The organism is Rothia sp. HSID18069 (assembly GCF_003989155.1).
Classification (GTDB): domain Bacteria; phylum Actinomycetota; class Actinomycetes; order Actinomycetales; family Micrococcaceae; genus Rothia; species Rothia aeria.
Genome location: NZ_RBMG01000003.1, coordinates 192237 through 208673, shown reverse-complemented (window position 1 = coordinate 208673; position 16437 = coordinate 192237). Strand labels below are relative to the sequence as shown.

Genomic DNA, 16437 nt, shown 5'->3' with positions numbered 1-16437 from the left:
TACGCATCACCTCCTGAGCTGGTGGGTTTCGTACCAGCCTGCCTGGGGCCACCCGCGAGTAGAGTGGATGAGTAGCAAGGTTCGGGTACCCCGCGCACGCTGTGCACCTGAAAATCTAGTAGCGTCTGCCCGTATATTCTTCTTCGGCGGATGCACCGCTGAGCTTGCTTAGTTGCAGCTCGGGTGCGGTGCGCTCTTCACGCTGGGGCGTGCGGGCGGGCAGGAACACCCAGCGGCGTTGCACCGCGAAGCTCACGGGAATCAGCACGGCCTCGGTGAGTACTTTGGCAGCCACCAGGTGCGCGCCAAGGGTCATGAGTGCCTCCAGCAGGGCCGCGTTTGCCACGAGGATACCCACCGCCAGCGTTGCGTACCGCATCAGTGAGTTCCCGGGTGAGGGCCGGGCCGCCCCGTCACGCATCATTAGCCGGTTCACGCTGAAGTTCGCCAGCGCCGAGATAATGCGTGCGGCAATGACGGCCACCAGCAGGGGCGTACCGAGTGCGACGAGTGTGAAAAGTGCCGCCGCGTCAATCAGGAACCCCGCGAACGAGGAGGCGAGAAACCCAATGAGCGGCGCGTATATAAGTGCCGAGTCACGTACGGGCCGGAAATGACTGGTGGGGTTGCCGGGCTCATACACTTTCACAATGGGCACCTGTACCAGGTTGACGCCCGCACGGGTGGCCCGCAGCAGCATGGTGAATTCGTACTCGTACTTGTCCCCCGGTATGTTCAGCGCCCATTCGATAATCTGCGGGGTGAAGCCGCGCAGCCCGGTTTGGGTGTCTGCTAGCCGGGTGCCGGTGGCGAGGGTGAAAAACCCGATGGTGAGGGCGTTGCCCACTTTTGAGCGCACGGGTACTGTGCCGCTCCCCTGGGCCGTGTTATCGGGGAGGGTGCGCACCCCCAGCACGAGTGAGTGTTTGCCGCTGTCAGCGTGGGTTGCTGTGCGTGCACCGACCCGCAGGATATCCCGCACCAGGTGTTGGCCGTCCGCGTCGGCGGTGACGACTACCTGCCGGGGCTGATAGATGCGTGCCCAGTTCAGGCCGGTGCGTATGGCTGCGCCTTTGCCCAGGTTGACGGGGTGGGTGATAACGGTTGCCCCGGTGAGCGTGAGTTCGGTGAAGATCGGCGCGTATTCGCTGCCGGATCCGTCGTCAATCACGAGCACCTGGATGCTCTCGCCCTGGGCGCTGAGCTGGTGTGTTAGCCGTATGAGTGAGTTGTCGGGTTTGTAGGCGGGAATGAGTACTATCATGCGGCGCTCCCGGCAATGTAGAGAATATCGCTGGTACCGCGTTCTTTGCTGCCCCCTAGGGGTTTATTGACGAGTTTCCCGTTGAAAACCATGACTGAGGAGCCGCCGCCGTCAAGGTTGTAGGCGGTTTCGCATCCGTGTTCTTTGAACATTTGGGCGAATTCGGGCATGGTGACCCCGCGCGAGTACCCGTCGGAGCGGCCGTCTACGACTATGAACAGCAGGTGGTTGTTTCCCAGCACGCCCACGCCGGTGCGTGGCTGGTTGCCTTGGATGGAGTGGTTACCGAAGTTGGTATCGACCTCAACCTGGTCGATGCCGCTCATAACCTCGGAGTTTTTGACGAGCGCAGGCCCGAAGGAGAGGGTGTTCAGCACGCCGGAGTCAATGAGCGCCTGTGCGCTGGTGCTGGTTTCGTCGTAGAGTTTGACGCTGCCGTCCCGGTAGAAGGCGAGCCCTTCACGGGCGGGCGAATCGCGGTAGGTGACGCCGTTGCGGATGACGATGCCGGTGTCGCGGAACCCGTAGTAGTCCCCGTTTATGGCCCAGATACCGTTGTGCTGCGCGGCAATATTGGAGGGGGTGTCGATAATGTTCTGGCCGAATTTGTTATTAGCGAAGGCGGAGCGCAGCAGCGTGGCATTATTGAGTTTCACCTCGGCGGTGAACGAGACGACGGCGTTATTGCCGCTGCCTTCGGTGTAGCTTTTGAGGGTGATAGAGCCTTCCTGCGCGGTGAGCCCGCTGTCGGTGATACTCACCCCGGTGAGCTCGGTGGGGTCTGCGGTGCCGGATGGGTTGTTTTTACTTTGCTGCGCCGCCTCGTAGGCGAGGGTGTCTTCGATTTGGGTGTGTTCGGCGAGGTACCGGTTGTAGGCCCAGCCAGCCCCAACCCCCGCGACGGCGAGGGTACCGATGCCGCCGCCGATGAGTACGCGGCGGGTCATTTTCTTTGCGGGTTTGGTGGTGCTATCCGCCGGGGCAGGGGTGTCTTCGGTGAGAGTATTTGAGCCGGTGATATTCTGTTCGTTCTTCATATTTATAGGTTGAAATACCATCCCATGCATGGGGCATGAAGAACCTTTATTTTAGCTATGCATCATAGCTCATATTTTCTTACTATTTTCTCATCTCGTACCTACCCGCCGCTCACCTTTTCCTGCTACACGCAGAGCACACCTGGGAAACGTCAGTACGCCAAACCGGCCAGCACCACCGGCCCCGTTACCCAAGCTGAAGGCACACAAAAACCGGTTCGGGCATCCCCTGGGGGATGCCCGAACCGGTTGCATAGCAGGCGACATGAGAGCCAGTGCCGCGCCTTATACCCTTAGCGATGCACCTCAGCTATGCCTCGTCGTCGTAGTTTGCATATTTCTCTGCGTACGCCGAGTAATCATCCTCATCATCGTAACGATGCTGGGACGAGTCGGAGGTTTTACTCTTCTTAGCGCTACTGAGCTCACGCTCAAGCGCGCTGTAATCGGTTTCGGGACTGAAGTACTTCATCTCCCGAGCCTGCCGTGTTGCCTTAGCCTTCTGACGGCCGCGCCCCATGGCGTGACCCCCTCTTTCATCCTGTCCGTGACTGCCGCCCGCATGGCGCGCGCAACCGACGGATCGCTTGTACAGTCTTTCCTGCCTTCTAGGGTACCTTGTTTGACCCCTTATTGTCTTCCTGACAGACACATATTCTGCTAGAAATCTCAGAAAAACCAGGGGCAAACACCGCATATTGCGGGTTTGAAGCTTACCGAACACCCTTTTTATTTTGCGCGGGTTATCGGCAGCTTTAGCACCCCAAGAGTGCGGAATAGCCCGTCCCCTCCTACCGACGTATTAGGAGAGGACGGGAAGTTGTATCCGGTACAACAGGCCGCCGGGTTAGGCGGCGGTGAAGCTGCCCAGCTCACTCGCCCCGCTTGCCGCAGTGGTGGATGCAGCATCTACACTGCCGGAGGTCACAGAGACGGTGTAGCTTTGTCCCTTGACGATATTCTTATTCGACACGACCACCAGCTGCACCCCTGACTTGGTGATCTTATAGTTCGCCACCACGGTACCTGAGGAATCGGTGACCTGAATGGTGCTGCCCTGGGTGAGGGCCGACGAATCAGTAATTTTCAAGTACCCGCTGGTCGATGCTGATGAGGGGGCTTCGAACATGTCAGCGGTGCTGCCAGCGGTGACGATTCCCCCGTTCAGCAGCAAATCACCATTGGAGTCAAGGGCGTTATTGCCCCCAGCGGTGGGGCCGTTTACGGTGACGGTGCCGCCGCTGAACGTTGCGGTACCGTTCGAGTCGATCCCATCACCCTCGGCGTTGACCACCACGGTGCCGCCGCTTATGTTAATGGCCGCGTCCACTACCTCGAAGGTGCCGCCGCCACCGCCGGGCATGGCACCGTCAGCGGGAGGCTGCCCCGTGTCGCCAGCGGGAGGCTGGGGCATATTCTGCTGGTTTTGCCCAGTGCTGCTCTGTCCATCGGTATTTTGGCCAGTACTATTTTGGGTGGTGTTAGTAGTGTTCTGCCCTGTTGAGCTGTTCTGCTGCCCGGTGTTACCCGCTTGCCCAGCATTGCCCGATTGGCCAGTGCTGCCCTGGTTGCCGCCGGGTGCGGCTCCCCCGCCCGCCGGGGCCTGCTGTGCCTGACCGTTCTGGTTCTGCTGGGTTTGCTGCCCGGCGGCGGCCGTCCCACTGGTGGTATCGGATGAGGTGTCAGAGGAGCTGTCTTTGAGGGAGGCGTTAATGCCGTCATCCGTGCTATTGACGGTCACCTCGCCGTCAAGAATATTAATGTACTGCGCCTCGATGCCTTCATTGGATTTCTCAATGTTCAGGGTGCCGCCGGAAATTTCGAGGGTGCGCGGGGCCTTGAGCCCGTCGTCCCCAGCCGAGACAGTCACCGACCCGGCGCTCAGCCGGGTGAAGCCCAGGCTTTCATCATCGGTGTTGGTGGATTTAATGCCGTCTTGTGCGGCAGTAACATTGACGATTCCACCGGTAATATCCACATAGTCCTTGCCTTTAATACCGGTGTTCGCGGCGTTGACCTCAAGGGTGCCGCTGGCAATAACCAGCCCGCCAGTCGTGTGGATGCCCTCCTCGTAGGAGCCCTTCACAGACAGGCTGCCCTCCCCGGCGAGGGTCAGGTTCGCAGTGGAGTAGATGGCAGCATCCGGGTCGTCGTCACCGGTGGCAGTGTAGTTAGCCTCATCGGCGACGGTGTTCGTGGTACCCGCAGCAGTGTAGATAATTGCTTCGGCGGCGCTCACCACGTTAATGGCTGCCCCGGTTGAGTTGGTAATCTTCGCGTTATCGAGCACCAGCCGCACCGTGTCGGTCTTGGCCGCTTCGATCTTCACTTGGCCGCTGTACTCACCGGTGAGCCGGTAGGTGCCGCCGGAGGTAATGGTGATGGTGCCGTTCTCGACACTGACCCCATCGGTGGCGGTGGGGTTCGCCAGGTCAATAGTTTTCTCACCTGAGGAGTCCCAGGTGAGGTCCTCATTGGTGTAGTGGGTTTGGGCGTCTAGTGTCTGCCCTGCGGCCGTATTGGAGGTGGACGTTCCGGCGGTGGTTCCTGAGACTGCGCTGTGCACGGTGGAGGTGCCGGAGGTGAGGGTGGTACCGCTGGCGGTGGAGCATCCGGTGAGCCCCAGCGCGGCGATCAGAGTTACGGAGGTTACGGTTTTGAGCATTGAGTTCTTCATACCTCCTATATTTCGGCAGTTAGCTAAGCCTCAGCTGTGTTCGGGCTTTTTCTGCGCAATGTCTTAGGGGCTGCCTCCAGTTGCCGCAGCAGATAACCTGAATCATTGAGAGATGAGCATAAAAAGACACGCGATGCGCCGGTTTGAGCATCGCGTGTTTTCTGATTGTGCATCTTCAGCCCCGTACCGTCACAAGCCAAAAAGATAGCGGCTTCACGCCTTTCCCGTTATTCCGCCTTGCCGCAACGGGTTTATAGGTATTATTGGGCTATTCTGCGGCGTACGTGCCCACTTCAACCGCCCCCGGAGCGAGAGTCGTGCTGCCCTCCTGCACTGGCCCAGACACCGTATATACCGTATAGTTATTGCCCTTTACGAGGGACGGGTTCGAGACGAAGAACAGCTGCACGCCGGTGGTAACCACCGTATAGTTCGCCACCACCGCGCCGGTCTTGGTATCCGTCACCTGCACTGTGCGTCCGGGGGTAAAAACGTCCAGATCAACCACTCGCAGGTACCCGTTCGTTGACTTCTCGGAGGGGACCTTAAACACTTCTGCACCACTACCGGCCGCCGCAATATTCACCCCGTTCAGCAGCAGCTCACCGTTGGCATCCACCGAGTTATTCAGGTAGGTTGGGGGGCCATTAACGATAACAGTGCCGCCGGTGTAGGTCTGGGAGCCGTTCGAGTCGATACCATCACCCTCAACATTCACCGTGACCTGCCCGCCGCTGATATTAATGGCGGCGTCAATAACCTCAGTGGTATCCCGTGCACCTCCCACACTGCCGCTGGGTTCCTGCTGGGGCTGACCGTCGGGTGTGGGGTCGTCCTCGGCTTCCTGCCCGTCAGGCAGGGGGTCTTTGAGGGAGGCGTTAATACCGTCGTCTATGCTGTTGACGGATACCGTGCCGCCGAAAATATTAATGTACTGGCCCTCCACACCTTCTCGGGCCTTTTCAATATTGAGTGTGCCGTCGGCTATTTCAACGGTGCGGATGGCTTTAAGTCCGTCATCGCCTGCGGTAACCGTCACGGTGCCGCCGGTAATACGCGCCCACCCGTACCCTTCCTCTTTGGAGTTGGTGGCTTTAATAGCATCTTTCTGAGAGTTGACAGCCACCTCACCGCCCAGAATGTCCACATAGTTTTTGCCTTTAATCCCGGTTTTTACGGAGTTCACATTCAAGGTTCCGTTGGAGATTACCAGCCCGCCAGTGGTATGCACCCCTTCTTCATGGTTCCCGTTCACCGTCAAAGTGCCTTCCCCGGCGAGGGTCAGGTTCGCGGTGGAGTAGATCGCTGCGTCCGGTTTTTTCTTACCAGCTACCGTGTACTGCTCTCCATCACTGACAGTATTGGTGGTGCCAGCCATCGTATATACGATCGTCGTGCCGCCTCCGGTGGCAGCAATAGCAGGCCCCGTAGAGTTAGTAATAGTCACATTATCTAAGATGAGCCGCACTGTCTCAGGCTCGGCGGTATTAATGCGTACCTGCCCGGTGTAGTCGCCGCTTAGATGGTAGTTCCCGGCTTTGGTAATGACTAGGGCACCATCCTCAACGCTCACCCCGTCAGCGGAAGGTTCATTCGCAAGGTCAAGGCGGATTTCAGATCCAGTATCCCAGGTGAGACTACCGTGGGTGTGGTGGGTTTCAGCATTAATTTTTTCGCCGGTTTTCGTATTCGAACTATATTTGCCCGAGGGGGCTTTTGCCTGTTGAGCGGGTGCGGCATTGGTCGGGCCTAGGGAGTCTTTCGGGGCGGCACTAGATTCATTATTACTACCTGAGCATCCGGCCAGCCCCAAACCCACAATAAGGGGTAGAGAGGCTGCCACGTTTAAAGGGGATTTCTTCACTATGCGTCTTCTTCCTGCCTGCGTATATCGGTGTCTGTATGCGCGTGTCATAACGGTAACGGGTAACCCTTGGCTCCCCATGTACCCTTACCGGTGGTTGGTGTTATTGGCGGTTATTTGCATGTTGTCTGCGCGCTGCACCCTAGAATCCCCCTGGGTGAGGGGGCTCCGTCGAATACGCGCCATGAGTTAGGTGGCGGTAAGCCACGCACTCTACCCTACCATTAGGTGGGTTTAAAAATACTAAATGGGTGACGCCTGACCCTGCGGCATAGCATTCACTGTGGTCTAAAAAGGGTACGGCACCTGCTGCGCTTATTGTGTGAGGCATTGGGCCTTATCACGTTCTGCGCGGCAGGTGCCGTCTCGTACCGGCAATTTAATGTGTTCGTTCTTGTGCCGGTTTTAGTTTAGTGTCGGTTGTGGTTGGTTATTCTCCCTTCTATACGGTGACGCGGGTTGCTTAGACGGCAACTTTAGCTGGCACCAGGTTCATCCACCGCTCAATAATGCGGTGCCACTTATTGGAGGGCAGCTGCGGGTTGAGTGCCGCCAGACCGGTACCGAACTTGGAGATCTTGACGGGCCGGATGCCCGCACGCCACAGGTGCTTGTCTGCGATTGAGGGGGCCGTGCCGGATTTCGTTTCAATAATGACGGTGCCGGGAATCGTGTACTCAATCCCCACCTTATGGCCGTGGTAGTTCTCCCGGGTTACCCCCGCATAGAGCGCATGATCCGACAGGGGCGTCCACGTGAGGTTACGGTCAATGGTCAGGCGGGAATCCACCGGGTTCTGCTCTGAGGCGGGCAGGTAAATGGTGGTGCGTCGATACCCGGTGCTAATAACCGGTTCGAACTCAATGGCCGGGGTGTCAAGAATCCCGTAGAGTGCCTCGTTGACGTACTGTCGGCCCTCTTCAGTGAGCTTGTCACGGTCATTGATGGAGTAAGGAATGCGCTCCTTCACGGTCATGGCACGTTCACCTTCGGTCTTGACCTCCAGGAAGCATGTATTGGTGTCGAGGTAGCTGCGGGTGCGCACCTTGAACCGGTCGGGGCGGTCGGTGGCAGCCGCGTAGTAGCTGACCAGGTTGGGGGTATCAAAATAGACGGAGTCGTAGGCAAATTCGCGCTGCCCCTCAATTTCGAGTACGGATGCCTCGGCGGGCAGCTCTGCCAGCACCGATGCCGCGTAGTCTGCGTCTACGATGTATTTACGGTCCATGCGGGTCTGCATGGCAGCTTTGTTATTAAGATCGTTCAGGGTAATGCTCTGCCAGTAGCTGGGAATAATTTCCATGATGCTGTTCCTTTCGGGCACCGCCCGGTGACTGTGCGGAAGCCGTGCCGGGTCGGTATTGTCGGTTAGAGCTACGAAAGTAGCAGGATATGCGCGAATCCTTTAGATATTGCGGGACGCCTCATGCAGGTGGTGGCCGTAGCCTTGCGGTGAGGAGGCATACCCTTGGGCTTGGTTGCCATAGCCCTGAGTGGCGCCTGCACCCTGCTGTGCTGGGGTGTTCTGCGCTTTGGCAGTTACCGCATAGTTGGGAGTGTTTCCCTGTTCTGCGGTGGTATCTTCTGCCGGTGGGTCAGGGTTGTAGCTAACCTCTGCCCTGGTAGTGTCGTTGACCATGTCGAGCTCCGATACTTTCGCGCTGAGCACTTCGTAGGAGAGCTTCTGGTTCAAGTATGCTTTGAGTTCTTCAGGGTCGCTAATGGCACGATCGACGGTAATGATCTGGGTCTTCTGTTTGTTGTCGAAGAAAGGCAGATCGACGACGGCCATGATAATAACGAGCATCGCCATGAGGGCGTATGCCATATATTCGGGATCCAGCCTGACACCTGCAATGAGGCCTAATGCCAATGAGACAAAATAGTAGGCGACTTCGCGTTGTGCCAGTGGCGTGGAACGCAGGCGGATAATAGATAGCACACCGAATAGCCCAAGCCCCATTCCTGCACTCGTGCCGGAGGCAAATGAGAGTGCTTCTGTGACCACAAAAACGCCGAAGTTAATGATGGTGTATGAGACCACTAGCTCACGGCGGCTGTGGCGGACGAGGTAGATGGTGCACAGAGCGGCAATTGCTATAAGGTCCGCGATTACCATACTCACTAGGTGCATAGGATTCTCCGTCTGTAGTGTAGTGATTCGGATATTTATAGATTCGCGCTTAATCCTGTGTTGTAGCTGTGTCCTACTTAGATCGCAGGTATGTCTTCCAACGGCGCTGGTCTTATCCTGTATCGCCTCTTTTCTGTTGGCGGTTCATGTACTGTGTTCCCACATATTTCATGTGGGTTTTTGAGCGGTAACTTTCAGCGGAATACATCTGTTACCTTTCCCCTCATTTTATCAATCTAAGGCTTAGGTTTTAACGCACCTTCACGTTCTGTGGCTTAAATTCAACCTATACAGATAGAGTGGTCTTGACATTTATGTGCATAAAAATCACACCCATATAACGCCTCTTGCGAACGAAATTGTTTATAGTGTGATCTGTTTTATGGTTTTTTGTGGGGATATCCCCACAAATCCAAAATCCCCCTTTGCATTCCGTGCAAAGGGGGATTTAAGTGAATATTTACGCAACGCGGCAGTATAAAGTACCGACCGGGCGATATTTTATGATTTACGCCGAATATTGAAGAAGATGATGAGCCCAGCGAGTACCACACCGCCGCCGATCAGCCCGTAGCCAAGCCACGGCATCATATTTCCATTCGAGTTATTCGAAGATGCACTGGTCACTGCGGTGGGACTGGCGCTGCTGCTGATCGGGCTTAGCGGCTTTTCATCCGCCTCTGTGGTGGCGCTGCTAGCAGCGGTGCGAGTTTCTTCTTCCTTAGCTGCCGGGCTGCTTTCTTCCTTAGCTGGAGTCTCGGTCTTAGCGCCTTTAGATGGGTCTTCCTTGGGGCTTTCAGACTTGTGCGCATCGGCTGAGGCTGACTCCGACGGTTTAGCATTGCCGGTGCCGCCGTTTTTGTCTACCACGGTCACAGAAGCGGCTATGCCGCCGCGCTTATTATCGTTGGGGTTCAAAGATCCGGTGAGCACGTTAATGGTGGCGGTCGAGCCGGCTGTGTAACGATCCTGCCAGGGAATAGAGCCGCTCACCTTACCGTCGGCGTCAGCTTCGAACTGCAAGTAGTCTGATGAGCCCACAGGCCCACCATTGAGACGCACAGCAAGTACTGAGGGGGTGCCGTCGGTAGCAAAGAAGTTAACGCCCGAAAATTCTAGAGGCTCACCCTCAGTCCAGGTTGAAGGGAAGGTAAGGGTGGCGCCGTCGGTATATTCCTTAACAATAGGCGTTGCAGATGGTTCTGGCGCTGCATAAGCGGCCGGTGCCAAAACCGAGCTGCTTAGTAGACTGCACCCAAGAGCGAGCACAGCGCCGGAAGTAGCGATTTTTTTACGGAATGTCATATCACCAGTCTATCGAAAATGATGTGTACCGTGTGGATAGTATTACCGTATTATTAAAACTCCCTCGTGTAATAATTCACTTTTTGACTGAATTCACCCTGCACTATCAACCTTTAGATCCTCAGTATTTCAATCAAGATGCCTTAAAAGGCTACATCTTGACTACACACTATAAAAGGTATAAAACATAAAAATACACATATCCCCTACAATACTAAGGGTATAGTGTTTATCTATTCATACATTATTATTTTATTGCAGGTTTATGATACGTTCAGCACATCGTCAAGAAATTTTACACTCGGCGTGGCGTATTCTTCTATGAACACTATACCCACGCATAATGCACCGTACTTTTGTACTTCAGAGCACCCTGCACCTCTTGCCGGAGAGCTTCTGCAAGTCTTCCTTCATAGCCTACCCCTCCCGCAAGCTGACAGTGTCCCCCCCCCTACACACAAGTGCAGGCCTCTGCCCCGCTATGCTGCGGTATGCAAGAGGCCTGCACTATTGTTAGTGTCGGTTGGAATACTCCACGGCAGCGCGCATTAGGTAGCGCGCCAGCCAAGGTCTAGGGAGCTAAGGCTTAGGAGCTCTGCTTGCGACGGCGCATCACCACAATTGCGGCAACACCAGCGCCCACAGCAGCCAGGCCCAAGCCCGCGATGGTAACGACACCGGCCGCGCCCGTGCTTGCCAGCCGCCCGGAGATACCGCCGCCATTATTGCTGTCGCTAGCGGCTACCCCGCCATTAGAATCCACGCGGGAGGCGCTGTTCTCATAGTCAGCGTCCTTCTCGCAGCCTTTCCCATCATGGTCGGCGTCAAACTTCTCCTGGAAGTCCGGGTGACCCTTGTGGATGGGGGCCAGACCGGCATCCTGCACCTCTTTGCAGTTCTTAAAACGCGGGGTTGGTGATGCATCTGCACCGGCATTCACCGACGCCTCAGCAGAAGCCGAAGAGGTTTCCCTGGAGGTTGCTGAGGGCTGCTGTGAAGGGGTGGTCTCGCTCGGGGTTGCCGAGGGCGACTCAGCCGGTGATTCAGAGGGTGATTCAGATGGGGTAGCAACGGGTGAGCTCGTGCTGGGAGCAGGAGCTGAAGGAGACTCCGAAGGCACGCTGCTGGGCTTCTCAGAAGGTGAAGGTATCTCAGACGGGGTGTCCTTCGGTACGGACGAATCAGACGGGGCGGAGGAATCGTCCACCACGGTCACCGTAGCCGCCACGCCGCCGCGCTGCAGGTCCTTCTTATTCAACGAGCCGGTGAGCACATTAATTTCGACGCTTTCCCCGGCCTTGAGGTTCTCCTGCCAAGGGATAGAGCCGGAAATATTGCCGTCCGCATCCGCTTTAACCTCTAGGTAGCGGGCGCCGCTGACGGGGCCACCATTGATCTTAATCGCCAAAATAGAAGGGGAACCATCGGTTGCTTTAAAACCGGTACCTGTAAAGTGCAGGGGTTGGCCTACGGTCCAGGTGCCCGGAAATTGCAGGCTCGCCCCGTCTTCGTAAACGTGAGCGGCTGCAGCTGCAGCAGGAACCGAACCAGGTGCTGCAAAAGCAGCGGGAACAGTTGCACCGACCATGCCACACCCCAGTGCGGCAACGATGCTGAACGTAGTAAATTTAGTGCGAATACTCATGACTTAATTTTATCTGTACGCACAGTATTAAATGCAGTTATTGCACGCAGAAGGCTATGGTGTTCGTCAATATGGTTAACCTTCCTTAGACGTAAAACCCACCCTTAAATCAGTGGTGCTATATCCCTGAGTTGGCAGGCTTTGAGGAACATATTACCGGTATAAGACACAGCCTCTGTGGCGGGCGGCTCATCGTATAGGTGCTCTAAATTGACCCGCAATACACTCTTGCATTCTTATAGATACGCTCTTGAATATATTGAAAATAATTCACTCACAGCGGGTTATACGCGAGAGTGGCATCACTCTTTACGCATTTTGCGCACGGCCAGGAATATTGCTCCACCAATTCCGCCCACAATCAGCACATAACCGGCAGCCAACAAAACCCCGTTTTTGCCGGGGTCCGCAAGATCTGCCGGGCTAAACCCCTGCCCGGAAGAACCCTGCTCACCCGAGGCCTCCGTAGAGGCAGAAGAATCCCCGGTCGCAGCACCCGTGGTAATTGTCACAGGCTCGTTACCGAAGTCTGCTGGCTTATCGCACCCCACACCGTCATGGTCAGAGTCAAAGCCCTCCTGAAAATCCGGGTGGTCCTTATGAATAGGGGCCAGCCCGGCGTCCTTCACTTCTTTACAGTTATGAAAACGCTTATTCCCGCTGGCAGAGGCTGAGGCTGACGCACTGGGGCTGGACTCGCTGGCACTAGCCGAAACCTTATCGGAAGGACCATCCGGTTCGGAGGAATCTATAGCACCACCGGAGGCCCCGCTACTATCCTGCTGCCCACCCTGTGGGGAGGCTGACGGGTCGCTGCCGCCGCCGCTTTGGGCACCACCAGCATTATTATTATTGCCGCCAGGGTTACTGTCACCGCTGCTACCGCCCTGGTTCTTATTGTCACCAGAGCCGCCGTTACCGTCCTTATTATTCTTATCCCCGGAATTGCTGCCGCCGCCAGAGCCCCCACCGTTCTTATTTTCACCAGACTTATCTTTTTCCGCCGGTTTCTGGGCTGCACCGGTGGTGGTCTTCGGCTGCGGGGCAGGGTTCTGCCGTGCCGGGGCGGCCACGACCCGCACATCAACCTCGCTGCCCTCGTAGAAACCACCCCGGGTCAACGCGAAAGTCTCAAACTCAATGCTCTGCCCGGCCTGTAAACTATTCGACCACGGGATAGAAGTAGTGAATTTTCCATTAGCATCCGGACGCACCTCGTGGTAAATCTCGCCCTCATCGCCACGCAATACAACAGTCACCGACCGACCGCTTCTGGTTCTAAACCCCTGCCCGGTAACAGTTAGCGGCTGTCCAGCCGTCCAGGTGGTGGGGAAATTAACGGTTGCTCCCGCTCTGAAATAACTGGTGGCGGTGGGGGCAGCCACCGGCGCGGCCGAGGCGATGGGAGTGGATGTGCCTACCATGCCGCCCGCAAGCGCGGCTATGATACCGAAAGTGGCAATCTTGGTGCGAATTGTCATGCCTTATATTCTATCGGCGAAGCAATAATATTACATGGCCTACGATTATGGTGTGGGTCAAATAGCGGCGATAGGATGCGCACTATTTTGCACCAATTTACGCCCTCATTAGGGAAAATGCTCTAACCCGGTGTTCGGCGCACTTCACGTATTTCTTTATTATTCCTCTCATCGTGTGTGGTGGCGTCTTGGGCCACGGCGCTCACAGCTGCAACCGGTCAAGCAGCTGGCCCAGCGCATCCCCCACATTAGTGCGCCACAGATAGGTGGCGCGCGCATCCGCCCGGCCCGGCCCACCGTTCAACACGGCAACCGGCTTATTGGCCCTGAGCGTATCCAACACAATCTTGTAACTGCTCATCACCGCCACCGACGAGCCAACCACCAGCAGAGCAGTCGAATCAGCCAGCATGTGCCGCAGCCGCTCCTTCCGCTCGGCGGGTACAGATTCGCCGAAGTACACCACATCCGGTTTAAGGCGCTGGGAGCCGCACGCAATGCACCCGATCATCACAAAATCACGGATGAAATCGTTATCCAGCTCAACATCGCCATCAGGGTTAACCCGCAAATTGGTGCCCGCAAGACGCGCCAAATAGCCGGGGTTTGCGGCATCCAAACGAATATCCAGGCTCGCCCGCCCCTCACGGTGCCCGCAGGTGAGGCATATGATCGTTGAGAGATCACCGTGCAGGGCCAGTATATTTCTGCTCCCCGCTTGGGCGTGAAGCCCATCAACGTTCTGGGTGATCACCCCAGAAACAGCACCGTGCTGCTCAAGCTCAACCAGCGCATAGTGGGCACGGTTAGGTTTGGCCTCCTTCATGCGCCGCCACCCCACATAGGAACGCGCCCAGTAGCGCTGGCGGGCAGCGTCATCATACCGGAATTCCTGGTAGGTCATGGGGCGGTGCTCACGCAGGGAACCGGCGGGGCCACGGTAATCAGGGATACCGGATTCGGTACTAACCCCCGCCCCGGTGAGCGCAAGCACCCGGCCTGCACGAAGCATACCAGCCACCCCTTCGAGGGCAACCTCAGGCTGGTGCGGCTGGGCGGTCTCGGCAACAACACGCTGGATAGAACGGATCGCGGCACGGTGCACGGCGGCAATCTCGTGATTATCGAAACCGGTCGTGTCAGTCCATTTATCCATTGCGTCCCAGTGTGCCGTCGTTCAAGAATGTACTGCACCCATTGTAGGATGCACCCCGCTATGCCCGTGCACACTGCGGGTATCCGTACCGAAAGTGACTGTGTGGCGGTTCGGGGCCGCACTGCTCACCCGCGCACGGAAAGAGTTTCTGGGGGTAAACCTCAACTAACAGCTTAAAGATAGGGTATCCATACTGTTGTACACCACAGTCCCGAAGCGTCTTTTCGGGCATTTTACCCTACACAGTAGCTTAGAATTTAGGTATGACTACTCATCGCAAATTCACAACTATTGGCGCCGTCGCCACGCTCAGCCTCAGCCTCGTAGGCACGACCGCCATCCCCGCCGCATTCGCGGCACCCGCAACCAACACCACCGCCGTAGCGCCCGCAGCAAACGCGAGCCACACCTACGACGACGGGGCAACCATCACCTTCCCCAGCTCCTGGACTGTGGGGCAGGGTCTAAGCTTCACCGGCACCGGGTTCAAAGCCAAAGACGGCTCACCCTCGGTACTCGCCCTCAAAATTGATGGCGGTGGCGTGAGCGGACAGCCCTACCTGCGTGTTGAGGCCGACGCAAACGGCAACGTGGCGGGCACCATCCCCTGGCAGGAGGGCTTCAAACCCGGGCAGACCGTGACCCTCACGGTGCTCACCGGGTCGATCAACAAGCAGGATCACCGTCGCGGCGGTGACGCTGCGACCGTGACAATCCAGGCGGCAGCAGCGCCGAGTGCATCCCCCACCGATACGGCTGCTGCTTCTGCTGCGCCCGCACCGACCGAAGCAGCCCCCAGCCCCTCGTCCCCCGCTGCGCAGAACACCACCGAGGCGCCCGCTGCTTCCCCAAGCACCTCCGCAGCGGTGACGAGCAAACCGCAGCCTCCGGCGCAGCCTTCCGCTGCCCCCAGCCAGAGCGAGCAGGCAGCAGATAATTCGGCGCAGGATTCTTCATCCGCCGAGCATAACGTGCCGAACGCATCCGCAAACGCGGAGCACCTGGCCGCTGCCGCTCAGGGCTCGGCCGTAGCTGGTGAGATCCCCAAGAACTGCACTGAAGCATCGGCGCGCGGGCTCAGCAATATTGATGCGAACAGCCCGCACTACGGTGAGCACCTTGACCGTGACAAGGACGGGGTGGGGTGCGAGACTAAAGCACCCGGTACCCACGGTACCGCCAGCACCACCGGAGGCAAGCAGGCAGCAGCCGCTGACACCTCCACCGATGACAAGCTTGATAACTGCACCGAGGCCCGCGCCCGCGGCCTGAACAATATTAAGGCAGGCAGCGAACACTACAGCGGCCACCTTGACCGCGACAAAGACGGGGTAGCGTGCGAGTCTAGGGTATCCGGCAGCTACTCGGGTGGCTCCGCATCGCGCGTCTCTTCCTCCGGGACTGTCGCCTCAACCGGCAGCACGGGCAGCTACTCGGCGGCTTCAACCACTCGCGGCAGGCTGGCAAGCACCGGCGCTTCGGGTGCGCTAACCATTGCCGGGGTTGGCCTATTCACCCTCGTAGCGGGTACCGCCGTCGTACTGGTGGCACGCCGCCGCAAGCAGGCATAACACCTTTCATCTACTAACAAGAATGCGCGCCGTACCGGGAAGTACCCCGGTGCGGCGCGCATTATCTGTACCAGCTGCACTACTCGTTACCACTCGGCGGTCACCGTCAGGCCGTTCATTTTTCTCGCCCGCGTCTGCGAAGTCTGCATAACACATAGCGATCCGCTTGCCCATGCGTCTAGTGTATGCCGAGGTTGCTCCCAGTTAGGGACGGGCAACCTACTCGCCTACCCAGGTTCTCTTGGTCCTAAACTCCTGTATACAAGACTACTATTAATGATAGTATTATTAGCGACAGCAATA

12 protein-coding genes are annotated in these 16437 nt (G+C 57.3%); 1 reads left to right on the top strand and 11 read right to left on the bottom strand.

Annotated elements, in window-relative coordinates:
• Positions 1-115: 115 nt before the first annotated feature.
• From D8M41_RS08750 to D8M41_RS08700, 11 genes are all read right to left on the bottom strand, one after another.
• Entirely contained in the window at positions 116-1264 is a 1149-nt protein-coding gene (locus D8M41_RS08750) for a bifunctional glycosyltransferase family 2/GtrA family protein (protein WP_126926816.1), read from the bottom strand.
• On the bottom strand, positions 1261-2301 hold the full coding sequence (locus D8M41_RS08745) for a phosphodiester glycosidase family protein (RefSeq protein ID WP_126926815.1): 1041 nt from the start codon (positions 2299-2301) through the stop codon (positions 1261-1263). Before D8M41_RS08745 ends, D8M41_RS08750 begins: the two co-directional genes overlap by 4 nt.
• A 310-nt stretch (positions 2302-2611) precedes the next feature.
• Positions 2612-2821: a DUF3073 domain-containing protein gene (locus tag D8M41_RS08740; protein ID WP_006887634.1), complete on the bottom strand. Its 210-nt coding sequence runs from the start codon at positions 2819-2821 to the stop codon at positions 2612-2614.
• 327 nt (positions 2822-3148) lie between these two features.
• Positions 3149-4978, bottom strand: coding sequence for a carbohydrate-binding domain-containing protein (locus D8M41_RS08735; protein ID WP_174232423.1), 1830 nt, complete (start codon positions 4976-4978; stop codon positions 3149-3151).
• 268 nt (positions 4979-5246) lie between these two features.
• Positions 5247-6842 carry a carbohydrate-binding domain-containing protein gene (locus tag D8M41_RS08730; RefSeq protein ID WP_006887684.1) on the bottom strand — a complete coding sequence of 532 codons (1596 nt, stop codon included), beginning with the start codon at positions 6840-6842 and terminating at the stop codon, positions 5247-5249.
• Between the two features lie 463 nt (positions 6843-7305).
• A complete protein-coding gene (locus tag D8M41_RS08725) occupies positions 7306-8145 on the bottom strand; it encodes a polyphosphate polymerase domain-containing protein (protein WP_006887682.1) in 840 nt (279 codons plus the stop codon).
• Between the two features lie 102 nt (positions 8146-8247).
• Positions 8248-8976, bottom strand: a complete 729-nt coding sequence (locus D8M41_RS08720; protein ID WP_006887619.1) for a DUF4956 domain-containing protein — start codon at positions 8974-8976, stop codon at positions 8248-8250.
• Between the two features lie 501 nt (positions 8977-9477).
• Positions 9478-10281, bottom strand: a complete 804-nt coding sequence (locus D8M41_RS08715) for a hypothetical protein (RefSeq protein WP_006887630.1) — start codon at positions 10279-10281, stop codon at positions 9478-9480.
• Between the two features lie 586 nt (positions 10282-10867).
• Positions 10868-11926, bottom strand: a complete 1059-nt coding sequence (locus D8M41_RS08710; protein ID WP_126926814.1) for an excalibur calcium-binding domain-containing protein — start codon at positions 11924-11926, stop codon at positions 10868-10870.
• A 302-nt stretch (positions 11927-12228) separates the two neighbouring features.
• The gene (locus D8M41_RS08705) at positions 12229-13407 is read right to left on the bottom strand and encodes an excalibur calcium-binding domain-containing protein (RefSeq protein WP_006887614.1); all 1179 of its coding nucleotides are present in this window, start codon (positions 13405-13407) and stop codon (positions 12229-12231) included.
• Positions 13408-13609: 202 nt separating this feature from the next.
• Positions 13610-14563, bottom strand: coding sequence for a Sir2 family NAD-dependent protein deacetylase (locus D8M41_RS08700; protein ID WP_006887598.1), 954 nt, complete (start codon positions 14561-14563; stop codon positions 13610-13612).
• A 263-nt stretch (positions 14564-14826) separates the two neighbouring features.
• On the opposite strand from D8M41_RS08700, the gene D8M41_RS08695 reads away from it, so the two are divergent.
• The gene (locus D8M41_RS08695) at positions 14827-16134 is read left to right on the top strand and encodes an excalibur calcium-binding domain-containing protein (protein WP_006887601.1); all 1308 of its coding nucleotides are present in this window, start codon (positions 14827-14829) and stop codon (positions 16132-16134) included.
• Positions 16135-16437 lie beyond the last annotated feature (303 nt).

What these genes read in the sequence shown, in the direction of transcription:
- D8M41_RS08750 (WP_126926816.1), bottom strand. Translation starts at nt 1,264, where the DNA reads ATGATAGTACTCATTCCCGCCTACAAACCCGACAACTCACTCATACGG.
- D8M41_RS08745 (WP_126926815.1), bottom strand. Translation starts at nt 2,301, where the DNA reads ATGAAGAACGAACAGAATATCACCGGCTCAAATACTCTCACCGAAGAC.
- D8M41_RS08740 (WP_006887634.1), bottom strand. Translation starts at nt 2,821, where the DNA reads ATGGGGCGCGGCCGTCAGAAGGCTAAGGCAACACGGCAGGCTCGGGAG.
- D8M41_RS08735 (WP_174232423.1), bottom strand. Translation starts at nt 4,978, where the DNA reads ATGAAGAACTCAATGCTCAAAACCGTAACCTCCGTAACTCTGATCGCC.
- D8M41_RS08725 (WP_006887682.1), bottom strand. Translation starts at nt 8,145, where the DNA reads ATGGAAATTATTCCCAGCTACTGGCAGAGCATTACCCTGAACGATCTT.
- D8M41_RS08720 (WP_006887619.1), bottom strand. Translation starts at nt 8,976, where the DNA reads ATGCACCTAGTGAGTATGGTAATCGCGGACCTTATAGCAATTGCCGCT.
- D8M41_RS08715 (WP_006887630.1), bottom strand. Translation starts at nt 10,281, where the DNA reads ATGACATTCCGTAAAAAAATCGCTACTTCCGGCGCTGTGCTCGCTCTT.
- D8M41_RS08710 (WP_126926814.1), bottom strand. Translation starts at nt 11,926, where the DNA reads ATGAGTATTCGCACTAAATTTACTACGTTCAGCATCGTTGCCGCACTG.
- D8M41_RS08705 (WP_006887614.1), bottom strand. Translation starts at nt 13,407, where the DNA reads ATGACAATTCGCACCAAGATTGCCACTTTCGGTATCATAGCCGCGCTT.
- D8M41_RS08700 (WP_006887598.1), bottom strand. Translation starts at nt 14,563, where the DNA reads ATGGATAAATGGACTGACACGACCGGTTTCGATAATCACGAGATTGCC.
- D8M41_RS08695 (WP_006887601.1), top strand. Translation starts at nt 14,827, where the DNA reads ATGACTACTCATCGCAAATTCACAACTATTGGCGCCGTCGCCACGCTC.